Source organism: Pseudobutyrivibrio sp., assembly GCF_017471675.1.
Taxonomy (GTDB): Bacteria; Bacillota; Clostridia; order Lachnospirales; family Lachnospiraceae; genus Pseudobutyrivibrio.
In genome coordinates this window covers 1-13521 of record NZ_JAFUSK010000062.1, presented here as the reverse complement: position 1 = coordinate 13521, position 13521 = coordinate 1, and the positions used below count along the sequence as shown (strand labels likewise).

Annotated in this window: 12 protein-coding genes and 1 pseudogene; 12 read left to right on the top strand and 1 reads right to left on the bottom strand. The window is 36.2% G+C overall.

Translation table 11 applies throughout. The annotated features are described in order from the left end of the window. Nucleotides 1-11 precede the first annotated feature (11 nt). A complete protein-coding gene (locus IJ535_RS09660) occupies nt 12-1514 on the bottom strand; it encodes a hypothetical protein (RefSeq protein WP_294301898.1) in 1503 nt (500 codons plus the stop codon). Between the two features lie 447 nt (nt 1515-1961). On the opposite strand from IJ535_RS09660, the gene IJ535_RS09655 reads away from it, so the two are divergent. The 12 genes and pseudogenes from IJ535_RS09655 (at nt 1962) to IJ535_RS09600 (ending at nt 13435) form a co-directional block, all read left to right on the top strand. After that, nucleotides 1962-2819 carry a fumarylacetoacetate hydrolase family protein gene (locus IJ535_RS09655; protein ID WP_294301895.1) on the top strand — a complete coding sequence of 286 codons (858 nt, stop codon included), beginning with the start codon at nt 1962-1964 and terminating at the stop codon, nt 2817-2819. Nucleotides 2820-2822: 3 nt separating this feature from the next. Then, nucleotides 2823-3590 (top strand): 2-hydroxy-6-oxo-6-phenylhexa-2,4-dienoate hydrolase, encoded by a 768-nt coding sequence (locus IJ535_RS09650; RefSeq protein WP_294301892.1) that lies wholly within the window; start codon nt 2823-2825, stop codon nt 3588-3590. Between the two features lies 1 nt (nt 3591). Next, complete coding sequence (locus IJ535_RS09645; RefSeq protein ID WP_294301889.1) at nt 3592-4566, top strand: helix-turn-helix domain-containing protein; 975 nt, start codon at nt 3592-3594, stop codon at nt 4564-4566. A 117-nt stretch (nt 4567-4683) separates the two neighbouring features. After that, the gene (locus IJ535_RS09640) at nt 4684-6426 is read left to right on the top strand and encodes an ABC transporter ATP-binding protein (protein ID WP_294301887.1); all 1743 of its coding nucleotides are present in this window, start codon (nt 4684-4686) and stop codon (nt 6424-6426) included. Beyond that, nucleotides 6419-8155, top strand: a pseudogene (locus tag IJ535_RS09635) (ABC transporter ATP-binding protein). The gene IJ535_RS09640 and the pseudogene IJ535_RS09635 overlap by 8 nt, the downstream one beginning before the upstream one ends. A gap of 108 nt (nt 8156-8263) precedes the next feature. Beyond that, on the top strand, nt 8264-8857 hold the full coding sequence (locus IJ535_RS09630; protein ID WP_294301882.1) for an MptD family putative ECF transporter S component: 594 nt from the start codon (nt 8264-8266) through the stop codon (nt 8855-8857). Beyond that, a complete protein-coding gene (locus tag IJ535_RS09625; protein WP_294301879.1) occupies nt 8857-9579 on the top strand; it encodes an energy-coupling factor transporter transmembrane component T in 723 nt (240 codons plus the stop codon). Before IJ535_RS09630 ends, IJ535_RS09625 begins: the two co-directional genes overlap by 1 nt. A 17-nt stretch (nt 9580-9596) precedes the next feature. Continuing rightward, nucleotides 9597-11024, top strand: a complete 1428-nt coding sequence (locus IJ535_RS09620) for an ABC transporter ATP-binding protein (RefSeq protein ID WP_294301876.1) — start codon at nt 9597-9599, stop codon at nt 11022-11024. Nucleotides 11025-11199: 175 nt separating this feature from the next. Continuing rightward, nucleotides 11200-11577: a hypothetical protein gene (locus IJ535_RS09615; protein WP_294301873.1), complete on the top strand. Its 378-nt coding sequence runs from the start codon at nt 11200-11202 to the stop codon at nt 11575-11577. 9 nt (nt 11578-11586) lie between these two features. Next, nucleotides 11587-11889: a hypothetical protein gene (locus IJ535_RS09610; protein WP_294301870.1), complete on the top strand. Its 303-nt coding sequence runs from the start codon at nt 11587-11589 to the stop codon at nt 11887-11889. Between the two features lie 282 nt (nt 11890-12171). Continuing rightward, entirely contained in the window at nt 12172-12837 is a 666-nt protein-coding gene (locus tag IJ535_RS09605; protein ID WP_294301866.1) for an alpha/beta hydrolase, read from the top strand. 13 nt (nt 12838-12850) lie between these two features. Further along, nucleotides 12851-13435, top strand: coding sequence for a DUF3990 domain-containing protein (locus tag IJ535_RS09600; protein ID WP_294301864.1), 585 nt, complete (start codon nt 12851-12853; stop codon nt 13433-13435). Nucleotides 13436-13521: the final 86 nt, after the last annotated feature.

Below are 13521 nucleotides of genomic sequence, written 5' to 3'. Positions count from 1 at the left end.
GGTAATCCTACCTAGTTTTTGCTAGGTGGATTACCTTCTGGTTTTTCGCCACTTGGCATATCGCTAGGAGGATTGCCCTCAGGCTTTTCACCATTTGGAGCTTCACCCTCAGGCTTTTCCCCATTTGGTGCACCTTCTGGAGCTTCGCCACCTGGCATGTCGCCATCAGGAGCACCGTTTGATGCAGCCTTTTCTAGGGTGATTGCTTCACCTGTAGATTCTGCACCATCTGTGTATTCTTCTCCATTTACATATAACTTATATCCGTTTAAATTAATACTGTCTGAGTCGCATGAGAGAGAGGTGATATAAGAATCACCAGTTAATGTCCAGGTCGCTCCATTTGTTAGTTGAACATAAACGTCACCTGCATCACCATCTGTATTAATAGCACCGCTATAGGTTGCGTTTTCACCAAGATAAAGATTCATTGCAGATACATCATCAATAGACATATCGCCTTCAAGGTTCTGATTTTTTACATTAACATTTACCTGGCCTCCGTTAGAACCTTCATTTCCCCAGCCGGCAGCTGCAGCTCTAAGTAAAATGCCATCTCCATTATTGTTTATCTCAGAATTTTCAATATTAATATCAGCAACAGTGTTTGTTATAAAGAAAACATCACCATTTGCGTTGTTTAATATACTATCTTTAAGAGAGAATGAGGCAGTACCTTCATCAGCATCTCCAGACATAGATTGGTATATCATAACAGCCTGATAGTAATCGGATTTGTCACTGTTTTTAGTATTGTTGTCAGCATTGAGAACTACACTGTTTAATGTAGCTGAATTATCACCCTCTACAACCACACCCTGAGAAGCTGTTGATGTAAGGGTTGCATTTGAAACTGTTATATCTGCTGTAGAATAAATTACTGGTGAGCCAGTGCCTGATGTAGTATAGTCACCGCCTGTAACAGTAACTGTACCGCCACCTCTATCTGAACGGATAGCAGCTGATGAGTTACCACTGGTTTCTATTGTAAGATTGGTGGCGTTCATAGTGCCACCGCCTGTTGTCATAAGACCGCCAGAACAATTGCCAGCTGTTGTTATGTAGGAATCTGAAATGTTGACAGTGGTACCTTCCCCATAGCTGAATACACCATTGGCATGTGTGCCGTTTGTATCAACAACGATTTCTGATAAGTCAAGAGTTGCTCCATCTGTAGCAAAAATAGCAGCATTATCGCCGTAAAAATCTGCTTCATCACCTTCATCGGAATCTCCAGTTTTGATCACTTCTACATTGCTATGGGATGCATCTTCACCAGCTGCTTCGATGGCATGCTCACCATCCGCGTTGCTTTCGATGGTATCATTAATCTCAATGTCTTCTCTTGCAGGACCAGATACAGTCTGACCAATAGCGGTAGAACCAGCAGCTTCATTCGCTGAATCTGTAACTTCGGTTTCAGTAGATGATACACTGGTATTACCGCAACCTGATAGAATCAAGCCAGCCGATAAGGCACATGTCAAAAGCTTTGTAACAATCTTATTTCTCATGTTATTTCCTCCGTTTGATTTGATATGTAATTTTTATCAAACAAATCTGAAGTTTTCGTGATGAGTATCTGCAGGATTATAGATTGTTTGCTGAAATAATTATTTAAAATTCATTTAATTCGTGTTAGAACTGACGAGCAACAGTTAGTGATGAAACTGTTACTGCAGCTGCTAATTATGAGGAAGAAGCTGAGCAAGGTGATGAAGCAGCCCTAGGATTTATTCAAAAGCTATTTGGTATTTCTAAAGAAGAGACAATAGTGTGTGGCTGAGGAATTTAAGTAGAGGTGAGTGGTTTTAGGTTTCTATCATACGATAGAGGCCTTTGTTTTCATAAATGGGTTAGACAACGCTAACAGTATGTAGTAATATATAACAGGTATGAATTCATCTAGATGGTCAGGTGCTTACACTGATTGACGAGTTTATAGAGATGGAGGTGTTAAGGTGAGATTATATACGGTAGAAGTAAATGAAAAAGAACAGGTAGCTGTTGAAGTAACAGATGGATTAATGTCCTTAGCTGATTTAGGAATTGAAGTATCAGATATGAATGATTTGATTCTTAGATATGAAGAGATTGAATCAATGCTTCTGGAAAAAATAAATAATAGCGGTAATGTTGTTATCAAAGATTATAAATTGCTTGCACCAGTGACTATTCCAATGCAGGACATTGTATGTCTTGGTGTAAATTATAAAGAACATATTGATGAAACAGCAAAGGTGGTGGATTTTACTAAGAAAGAAGATGCCGTATATTTTTCGAAGCGTGTGAATAGAAGTAATAATCCAGATGGTGTAATCCCTGTTTATGATTTTGTTGATAGCTTAGATTATGAAGTGGAACTAGGTGTAATCCTAAAGAAGGATGCATTTCAGGTTTCTGTGGAGGATGCGAAAAACTTTATCTTGGGATATACAATTATTAATGATGTAAGTGCCAGAAATATACAGCTAAAACATCAACAGTGGTATAGGGGAAAGAGTCTGGATGGCTACACTCCAATGGGACCATGCATTGTAACTGCTGATGAGATAGAGGACGTTTATAATCTTTCTATAGAATGTTATGTAAATGATGAACAAAGGCAAAGAAGTAATACAGCCTGCATGATTACAAAAATAGAAGAGGCTATATCTGAGCTTTCCCAGGGAATGACACTGAAAGCAGGAACTATTATAGCCACAGGAACACCTGGCGGAGTTGCTATGGGAATGAAGCCTCCTAAGTTTCTTCAAAAGGGTGATAGTGTAAGATGCGTTATAGAGAACATTGGTGAGCTTGTAAATAAAGTGGGGTAGAATATGCAATTTGAAGAAATGGGAAATATGTCAAAAAAGACATTGATGCTACTGCCAGGAACCTGTTGTAACTGGCAAACAAATTTTGGAAATGTAGTGGATGAGCTGGGAGAAAAATATCATTTGATCTGTGTAAACTATGATGGTTTTGATGGTGGAGATAATATTTTCCCGGACATGATTACAGTAACTGAAGAGATTGAAGATTACATTATAAAGAACCATAACGGAAGATTGGATGGAGCTATTGGTTCGTCCCTTGGCTCCACATTTGTAGGACAGCTTATTCAAAGAAGAAGGGTTCATATTGACCATGGTATTTTTGGTAGTCCAGACCTAGACCAAAGTGGTAAGGTGGCTGCTTGGCTTCAATCTAAGCTGGTAGTACCACTTCTCACTAGCTTTACCAAGAATGAGAAAAAGAAGAACAAGACAAAAGAGATGATGATGAAATCCTTTGAGATGAGTGAGGAAACGGCATCTAAATTTATGGATTGCTTTGCTCAGTTTAGTCCTGAGTCTATCAAGAATGAGTATTACACTGATTTGCTCACCCACTTAGAGGATGATATTAATGTTGACCATACCATTTGTCATTTTATATATGCAAATAAAATGGGTGAAAAATACCTGAATCGATACAAAAAATATTTCCACAATCCTGACATCAGAGAATTTGATATGCAGCATGAGCAGTGGTTATTTGGTGATAAGAAGTATAAGCTTCCTGTGCTTGCAGTGATTGATGAGTTTATGTATATGGATGTATAACATGGTAAGAAATAGTATAAATCCTTCCCATTCTTTAGCGGAGTATCTTAAGGGGAAGAAAGCTTTTCCGGAAGATATAGGCAGGCTTGAGCTAGAAGGTGAGAAGACGGATAGTGAAATTACATATTACAGTTGGAATCTTAGGTTTAATGAAGATACTGATGCCAAAAGAGAGGACAATTCTGGGGTTGATGAAGTTCAGGTTATTTTTAATTTAAACAAGGATATCCTTTGGAATATTGAATCAGACAAAACCGGGACATTTTCTAACAAACAGGTGCGCATGAAAAAGGGCGAGGTGTGTATATTTAGGAATAACGATGCTTGTACCAGCATGAGTTATGAGGGGAATTTTGCTTTTAAATTTAAGAGTCTACAGATGCCTACAGATAGGTTTGAAAGTCTTTTAAATAATTGTTTTGAAGATGAGGATACGCGAACTAAGATTAAAGGCTTTGTTTACAAAGATGTTTTGTGTACAGTGATAACACCGGACATGTATAGAATTATCTCTGAAATTGAAAGTGCAGATAAGTACAAACAAATCAAAGGATTTTTGTTGGAAGGAAAACTAGTAGAGCTGACAGCACTTGTACTGTTTCAAATAGCATTCAGTGATAGTGAATATAATAATAGTAGCGTTAATATTGATTCTAATGACTTGACTCTTCTTGAAAAGCTCAGAGAGAGCGTACAGCTGAGGCCATACGATAATTATTCAGCAGAAGCTGTTGCAAAGAGCCTCAATATGAGTGTCAGTAAGTTGAACAGACTTTTTAGAACGGTGTATGCCACAAGCTTCCATGCCTATGTTCAAAGTAAGAGATTGGAATACGCTGCGGATCTTTTAAGGAATAGTAAGTGCAGTGTTACGGAGGCTGCTACCAAAGCTGGCTACAACAACATGAGCTATTTTTCCAAGGCATTTTTCTCTTATTTTAATATGATGCCCAAGGAATATAAAAAAGGCTCTTGAGCGAAAAGTGTTATTTTTGTATTTGTAATTGGTAGAAAAGAAAAAATGATATGTAATAGAATCCTATATGGTTAGCATAAGCTAACTGTATAGGATTTTTTTGAAATGGAGGGAATTATGTTTAAACGAGTTACTCCTTATATGGGAGAGTACATGAAGTATACAAAACGTGCTACAGTTTTGATGCTTCTAGGAATTATTTTTTCTATCATTCCTTATTTTATCTTTTATCAATTAATGACACCTTTGATTGCAAATGAAAAAATAGATGTTAAATTTTTTGCAACCAGGCTTATTCTATTTGCGGTATGTGAGGTGATGTATGCCCTTTGTTATGTGGCGGGTCTTGAGAACTCCCATATTAGTGCCTACAACACTTTGAAGAATCTAAGAATAGCTCTTCAGGGTAGGTTGGAAAATCAACCATTAGGTAATATTCAGGAAATTGGTTCTGGGCGAATAAAAAAGGTTTTTACTGATGACATAGATCAAATTGAGCTGTTACTTGCCCATGCAATTCCCGAGGGAATTGCTAACATAGTAATTCCGATTTTGGTAGTTATTATTATGTTTGTGGTAGATTTCAGACTAGGTTTAATGACACTTGTGCCTATATTTGCAGGTATTGTTGCTATGGGCATGATGATGAAACAGGGCTATTCAAAAATGAATGCGTACTATGAAGCCGCTGCAGTTATGAATAATACAATAATTGAATACGTTAACGGCATGGAAGTGGTTAAGGTGTTTAATAAGGATGGAGAATCATATAAGAAGTTTGGTGATACAGTAAAAAGATATAGAGATTTTACCATTGATTGGTTTAAGTGCTGCTGGCCTTGGATGGCAGCTTATACAAGCATACTTCCTTGTATGGCTCTTCTTATACTTCCTATTGGTTCCATGATGGTGTTATCGGGAACATTAACCTTGAATAAATTAGTGCTCGAACTATGTATGTCATTTTCAGTAGGGCCAGCCCTTCTAAAGGCGCTGAATTTTGCGGGAAAGATACCTCAGCTTGATTACAAGATAGAGGAGCTTGAAAAGCTACTTGAGCATGAGGCTTTAAAGCAAGGAAATAATTCATTTACGGGTTCAACTAAGGATATTAGTTTTGATAATATTCATTTTTCGTACAAGGATGAAGAGGTCTTACATGGAGTTAATCTTAACCTAAAGCAAGGTGAGACTACTGCACTTGTAGGTGAATCAGGAAGTGGAAAATCTACATTAGCGAAGCTACTTGTACATTATTATGATTTGGATAATGGCAAGATTTCCATTGGTGGGCAGGATATTACAGATATGAGACTTGAAGCACTTAATAATCTGGTGGCTTATGTGGCCCAGGAACAGTTTTTATTCAACACATCTATCTATGAAAATATCTTAATAGGAAATCCTAAAGCATCCAAGGAAGAAGTGATGATTGCTGCTAAAAGGGCTCAGTGTGAAGATTTTATAAATCGTCTTAAAGAAGGAATCTATACAAATGTAGGTGATGGTGGCAAGACTTTATCTGGTGGTGAGAGGCAGCGAGTTGCATTGGCTAGAGCCATCTTGAAGGATGCACCAATAATCGTGCTTGATGAAGCTACAGCGTTTATGGATCCAGAAAACGAAGAAAAAATGAATGCAGCTTTAGATGAGATAGTAAAGGACAAAACTGTACTTGTAATTGCCCATAGGCTTTCGACCATTAAAAACGCAGATAAAATATGCGTTATGAAGGATGGTAATCTGATTTCTGAGGGACACCACGAAGAGCTTTTGGACACAAGCGACGAATATAAGAAATTGTGGGAGGCTTCAATTAATGCAAGTGCATGGATGATTAAGGAGGTTAAATATGCTTAAAATAATGACTCGCCTGGTGGCAAGAACGGGAAAATATAAAAGCAGAATCAGATGGTCATATTTAACATCTGTAATTAAGGGAATAATGCTGAAAGTGCCGATGATGTTAAGCTTCCTTGTTATTAATGAATTTATAAAAGGTACTATGAACAAAGATAAATGCTTGTATTTTGGAATAGCAATAGTGGTAAGTATAGTAATTGAAGCATTATTTGAACATATTACAAATGTCCTTACATCTGCTACAGGATATATGGTGTTTGCAGATATGAGAATGGAGCTGGGCAATCATCTACGTAAGCTTCCAATGGGATATTTTACAGAAGGAAATCTTGGAAAAATAAGTGCTGTTTTGTCTACGGATATGGTATTCATCGAAGAAAACTGTATGGCAGTTTTAGGAGAGCTAATATCATTTTTGATTTCACAGGCATTAATGATTGCTATGATGTTTTGGATGGATATTAGAATTGGTGTGTTATCTATCATTGCAGCAGGGGCAATTGTAGTGGTTGGAAAGCTTATGTTGAAAACTACCTTAGAGCATTCTGTTACAAAACAGGAATGTGCAAAAAAATTAACCGATGCAGTACTTGATTTTGCAGAGGGCATTGGCATTATAAAGTCCTACAATATTCTAGGAGAGCGTTCAAAGAAGCTTTCGGATAACTTTAAAGAAAGCTGTGATAAAAGCATTGAATTTGAATTGGATTACAGCCCTTGGGCAAGAGCACTATGGATAACACATGGTATTGGTACAGCTATAGTGGTAGGTGCAGCAGTATATTTAACAATGAATGGAGAAATACCTTATGTGTATATGCTCGGAATTCTTCTTTTTGCTCTTGATTTGTTTGTACCTATAAAAAGCTTCTATGGGCAGATTGCAAGACTTACTGTTACAAGCGCATGTCTAGACAGAATTGATAATCTATTTAAGGCAACTGAGCTTGATGATAATGGAGCTCTTGTAATACCAGAGTCTAGTGATTCGGCTGATTGTGAAATAGAATATGACAATGTGACTTTTGGATATACAGACACTGATGTACTTAAAAATGTATCCTTTAAGGTTAATAAAGGTGAAATGGTAGCTTTGGTGGGCCCTTCTGGTGGAGGCAAATCTACAATAGCAAGTCTTTTAACTAGATTTTGGGATGTTGATACTGGTGCTATTAAAGTGCGAGGGCAGAATATAAAGGATGTGCCATTGTGAAATCTTATGGATAACATCAGCGTGGTTTTCCAGAGAATATATCTATTTAACGACACTGTTTACAACAATATAGCGATGGCAAGGCCTAATGCTACAAAAGAGGAAGTATATGAAGCTGCAAGAAAGGCTCGTTGTTATGATTTTATCATGAATCTTCCAAATGGATTTGATACAGTTCTAGAAGAAGGCGGTGGTTCATTATCAGGTGGTGAAAAGCAAAGAATATCTATAGCAAGATGTATTCTTAAGGACAGCCCAATCGTTATTCTAGATGAAGCAACAGCCAGCGTGGATGCTGATAATGAAAGAGCAATTCAGGAGGCTATCTCTGAGCTATGCAAAGAAAAAACTCTTTTAGTTATAGCTCACAGACTTAAAACTATTCAAAATGCGAATAAGATTCTTGTAATTAATGAAGGAAGAATACAAGAAGAGGGAAATAGTGACGCCTTGATTAAGAGTAATGGCATGTATGCAAAAATGGTTTCGCTACAAGAAAAAGCATTTGCTTGAGCGAAAAGTGGTATAAATGAAGCGAAAAATGGTAGAAGAAAATCTTTAATATAAGATATATTTTTACAAGTTAGTTTAATCTAACAAATTTATTAAAGAGGTGCTATTATGGGAGAATCAAAAAATGGTATTACAGTAAAAGACTGTATAAATATAGGTGTTTTTGCAGCTATATATATTGTGGTATTTTTTATTACTAGTTTTGTTGGATATATTCCAGTATTGATGGTTATCTTAGGAATACTATGTTCAATTACTACTGGAATACCACTGATGTTATTTTTTTCAAAGTCACATACCTTTGGTATGATTACTGCATTCAGTGTAATCTTAGGATTGTTTATGGTTTTGATGGGAAGACCTTGGTACAGCATACTTATTGCATTAGTAACAGGTCTCGCTTCAGATTATATTATGCAAATTGGGAAATATAAGAGCATAAACAAGGCTGTAGTTAGTTCAGGTGTATTTAGTCTTTGGATGATTGGCATGACATTACCTATGTTTTTTGGAGATAGGGAAGCATATTTTGAATCAATCAGAGAAGGATACGGGGATGCTTTTGTGGATGTACTATATAGACTTACACCTAACTGGATGTTTTATGTTATGACTGTTCTAACATTTATTGGAGGAATATTAGGCGGATTACTTGGAAGAGCAGTTCTTAAGAAGCATTTTATGAAAGCTGGTATGGTCTAATGGATATTTCGATAAATACATTTAATACAAGCGGGGATAGAGCGTTACTCGATCCCCGTACTTCAATATATGCAATTATTGTTATAAGCGTGGTTATGATTGGCGGTAGGCTAAGTGGAATTGAGTATATTCTTAGAGTAATCTCCTGTATGATTCCAGTTGTATTTTTATTTGCAAAAAAGAATTACAAGCTAGGGATGATATATTTTCTCTTGGCACTTTTGGCTATGATTATAGAAGGCAGTGCCATTCAAACATCTTCAGGCTTTTTAAATTTGCTTCTTGTTATTATATCAGGAACAATCTCAAGATTTGTACCTCAGTTTATGATGGCATATTGTTTTATGAGCTATACTAAGGTATCAGAATTAATTGTTAGTCTGGAGAAGATGCATCTTCCTGATGTAGTAATCATTTCATTAGCGGTTATGTTTAGATTTTTTCCCACTATTGCAGAGGAAAATAGATGTGTAGTAGATGCTATGAACATGAGAAAAACTAAAACAAAGAAATTTTCATTAATAGAAAGGCTTGAGTATCAGATAGTCCCAATTATGATGCAATCTGTGCGTATTGCAGATGAATTATCTCAAGCTGCGATGACAAAAGGATTAGGCATAAATATTCATAGAACACATATCTGTGAAGTAGGATTTAGATATAGAGATTATTTGATGATTATTTTGTTAACAGCCATACTTTTGTTATTTTTTATTTATTGAATGTGAGGCTAATGTAAATGATAGATATAAATAATGTTACGTATACTTATAATGTGACAGATGCAATGGGAAAAAGAGTTGAAAGAATCGCACTTAAAAACTTTTCTTTAAATGTAAAAGAAGGACAAGTAGTTGTGCTAACAGGTGGTTCAGGCTGTGGAAAAAGCACAGTGCTTCGTTTAATTAACGGACTCATTCCACACTATTTTGCCGGAGAATTACATGGTGATGTTAAGGTAAATAATATAAATGTTAGTACAAATCCTATTTACGATACAGCAAAAATAGTAGGCACAGTTTTTCAGAATCCTAAAAATCAGTTTTTTAATGTTGATAGCACAAGCGAATTAGCCTTTAATGCAGAAAATTTCGGAAGAAATCCAGACATGATTATAAATGATATAGATAGAGTGTCATCCTGGATGAATCTGAATCCTCTTATAGATAGAAGCATGTTTGAACTATCTGGAGGAGAAAAACAGAAGATAGCCTGTGCAAGTATTGCGGTGGCAGATACACCTATAATAGTGCTTGATGAGCCTACATCGAATCTTGATGCTAGAGGCATTGAAAAATTAAGAAAGGTTATAGCTCTTTGGAAGAAGCAGAAAAAGACCATTATTATTGCCGAGCACAGATTGTACTTTTTAAAAGGATTAGCAGACCGTGTGCTCATCCTTAAAGATGGGGAAATAAAAAAGAAAATGAATGGCACAGTATTTGACGCTCTTAGTATAGCCGAGACAACCAAGCTAGGACTTAGGGCAGTAAATATTGAAAAAATTAGTGATAAAGTAAGGGCTATCACTGCTAAAAGAACTCTTGGGAAAAGATATATTTCTATTGAAAATCTAGAGTACGTTTATCCTGATGGTGAACATGGTATTTCAAGAAAAAAGCTTGATATTCCTACTGGGGCCATAGTGTGTATTGTGGGAGATAATGGCAAAGGAAAAAGCACTTTAGCTAAATGTCTTTGCGGCCTAAATAAAAAGGCAAAAGGGAGAGTGATTTATGATACTAAGCAACTACCATTAAGAAATATGTTAGAACATTGCTTTATGGTAATGCAGGATGTTAACTATCAATTATTTACTGAAAGTGTAAATGATGAAATACAGCTTTCTGTGGATTCAAAAATTGAGGAAGAGTGTGTTAATAAATCCAATGAGGCTATGAAAATGCTAGATATTGAAGATCTCCCCAAGCTACATCCAATGGCTCTTTCAGGTGGACAAAAACAGAGAGTGGCCTTGGCCTGCGCTGTTGCAAGTAGCAAAGAGATATTAATTTTGGATGAGCCGACAAGCGGATTAGATTATTATCATATGATTGAAGTGGCCAGAGTACTAAAAATGCTGACAGATAACAATCGTACTGTAATTGTAATAACACATGATATAGAACTTGTTAATGAGTGCGCAGATTATGTGATTGAGATGTAGTGATAATATCTATATGAAATATAATACATATTCTGTAATGGAATAATAGGTGCTTATATTTGAATGGCAAAATCGGTAAATATAAGCTATGAAGAGAAAAGATAATGATATAATTAATTCTAGTTTGGAATGATATATTCCAAACTAGAATTTTTTTAGTAGGAGGATAAATAATATGGCTTGTTTTACAGTTCCAGCTGGTGAGGCTGTTGTTACAACAATCGTAAAAAAGACAATGGAGAAGAAGGGCGTTGAGAAGAAAGAAAATGATGGCCAAGTACCAATGACAAGAAAACTTAAGTGGCTTTCAAATCTTTTATGGGGAGGCTCTGCATTGCTGGCATTTGAGCATGTATGGCATGGCGAGGTTCAGCCTTTCTTTCCATTCTTAACAGCAATGTCAAATCCTGAGGATACAGCAGAGATGCTTCATGAAATTGCAACAGTAGGTGTATCTATGGCAGTTCTTGTTACAGCTGTTTGGATTGGTATGTGTGTAACTGCAGATATGATTGTAAGAAGACCAGCTTCTGGCGTTAAATCTACAATGTAGGAGGAAATCATGACATTATTAATTACAGTGGTAGCAGCAGTAATTACAACTGCTTTATGGTATAACAGAAAGAACAATGACATGCAGCTGCATGTGTTGATGTTCATGTTTTGGGGCGCATCACTTATGTGGCTTGTTGATGCGATTTTTGAATATGCTGAGCTTAGGGCAGAATACTTTACACCTGCTCTTGATGATATGATTAATGATACATTTCTTGGATTTTCGGTGGTAGCACTTGCACTTGTTATATGGATTGTTTTTGTACTTATCAAAGATCCTAAGGGCGTTGTTAGAAAATCATTATCTTAATTATAGTTTGAAATATGTATAGGCGAATCTAGTTATTTAGATTCGTCTATTTTTTGATATAAAAGGTTATAAAAGGTTATAAAAGGTTGCTAATGTTTCGAAGAGGATATAAAAGGTTGCAAAAGGTTGCTAATGCATGCAAAGAAGTTTATCATTGTTGCAAATCACTATTAAAATACCAAAAAAAATGTTGCATAATATTAAAAGAATGAATTTATTGGGAGAAATTAATAGCAGTAATATTTGCAATTGTAGTGGCGTATTTGCCATGGGGGTTCTAAAATGTTAGTAGAAGGCAAGCATATATACATATATGGAAAAGAAAATACTAAAGCGCCTCTTGTTATCGTAAATACGTTTCAAGGTGATGGGCATGAAGTATATGAGGCAATGCAGCAGATTAAGTCAATCCCCATAGTCTTGGCTGTAATTTCTGATATAGACTGGAATGATGAAATGACACCTGGTAAGTGTCCTCCTTTGTATAAGGGAGATAGCCCATGTACAGGTGGAGCTGATGGTTATATTAGGAAGCTTGAAGATAAAATTGTGCCGGCTATACTTGCAGAACTTAATGGGCAGCCTAGCTTTGTTGCAATAGCAGGCTATTCCCTGGGGGGCTTGTTTGCAATCTATAGCTTATACAAGACAGATATCTTTAGCAGAGCTGTGAGTGCATCTGGTTCTATGTGGTTTCCAGGCTTCTTAGATTTTGTCAGGAAAAATGAAATGGTGGTGAAGCCAGAGCGAGTGTATTTTTCACTTGGTGACAAAGAGGCTAAGACAAGAAATCAGATGCTTCGTACAGTGGAAGATAATACAAAAGAGATTTGTGAGTTAATTAAAAATAATGGAGTAGAAAGTATCTTTGAAATGAATGAAGGTAATCATTTCAAAGATGCAGATTTAAGATTGGCTAAGGGAATCAAATGGATTTGTGAAAATTAGTGGGGTGACGAGTATGGTTCTATATCATGTTGGTTTTGACATTATCAAAAATCCCGACATTCATTACGGCAGGAAAAATGCTGATTTTGGACAGGGTTTTTATTTAACAGATGATAAGGAATTCTCATATAGATGGGCTAAGGAGCGTAGTGGTTCTGACACAATTATTAACGAATATGAATTAGATACCACTGGTTTAAATATCCTTTCATTTGAGCGTGGCAGTGATTGGTTTGATTACATCTATGACAATCGCAATCATAAGGCTGATAAGGTATCAGCAGATGTGATTATAGGTCCTATTGCAAATGATATTATTTATGATGTGATGGGAATTACTACCAGTGGTATTTTGCCTAAGGAGGATGCCAAGAAGCTGCTTATGATAGGTGATGAATATAAGCAAATAGTTATTAAATCTGAAAAAGCAGTCTCTCAGTTAAAATGGATTACAAGTGATGTGATTTCTCCTGCCCGCCTTAAGGTATATCATGAGCAAATGATAAAAGAAGAGCAGGAGTTTCAAACACTGTTTGCTAATACTATGGTCCTGCGTCAAGATTTAGTACAAATTAAAATGAGAGGTTCTGTCAGTTAAGCAACTGACAGAGACTTCACCCTTTCATACAATTTTTCATATTCATCAGGAGACAAGTAGTCGCAGTGACTATGAATCCTGACGGT

Excerpts from the sequence above, each read along its gene's own strand:
- IJ535_RS09660 (WP_294301898.1), bottom strand. The coding sequence starts at position 1,514 with ATGAGAAATAAGATTGTTACAAAGCTTTTGACATGTGCCTTATCGGCT.
- IJ535_RS09650 (WP_294301892.1), top strand. The coding sequence starts at position 2,823 with ATGCAATTTGAAGAAATGGGAAATATGTCAAAAAAGACATTGATGCTA.
- IJ535_RS09645 (WP_294301889.1), top strand. The coding sequence starts at position 3,592 with ATGGTAAGAAATAGTATAAATCCTTCCCATTCTTTAGCGGAGTATCTT.
- IJ535_RS09640 (WP_294301887.1), top strand. The coding sequence starts at position 4,684 with ATGTTTAAACGAGTTACTCCTTATATGGGAGAGTACATGAAGTATACA.
- IJ535_RS09630 (WP_294301882.1), top strand. The coding sequence starts at position 8,264 with ATGGGAGAATCAAAAAATGGTATTACAGTAAAAGACTGTATAAATATA.
- IJ535_RS09625 (WP_294301879.1), top strand. The coding sequence starts at position 8,857 with ATGGATATTTCGATAAATACATTTAATACAAGCGGGGATAGAGCGTTA.
- IJ535_RS09620 (WP_294301876.1), top strand. The coding sequence starts at position 9,597 with ATGATAGATATAAATAATGTTACGTATACTTATAATGTGACAGATGCA.
- IJ535_RS09615 (WP_294301873.1), top strand. The coding sequence starts at position 11,200 with ATGGCTTGTTTTACAGTTCCAGCTGGTGAGGCTGTTGTTACAACAATC.
- IJ535_RS09610 (WP_294301870.1), top strand. The coding sequence starts at position 11,587 with ATGACATTATTAATTACAGTGGTAGCAGCAGTAATTACAACTGCTTTA.
- IJ535_RS09605 (WP_294301866.1), top strand. The coding sequence starts at position 12,172 with ATGTTAGTAGAAGGCAAGCATATATACATATATGGAAAAGAAAATACT.
- IJ535_RS09600 (WP_294301864.1), top strand. The coding sequence starts at position 12,851 with ATGGTTCTATATCATGTTGGTTTTGACATTATCAAAAATCCCGACATT.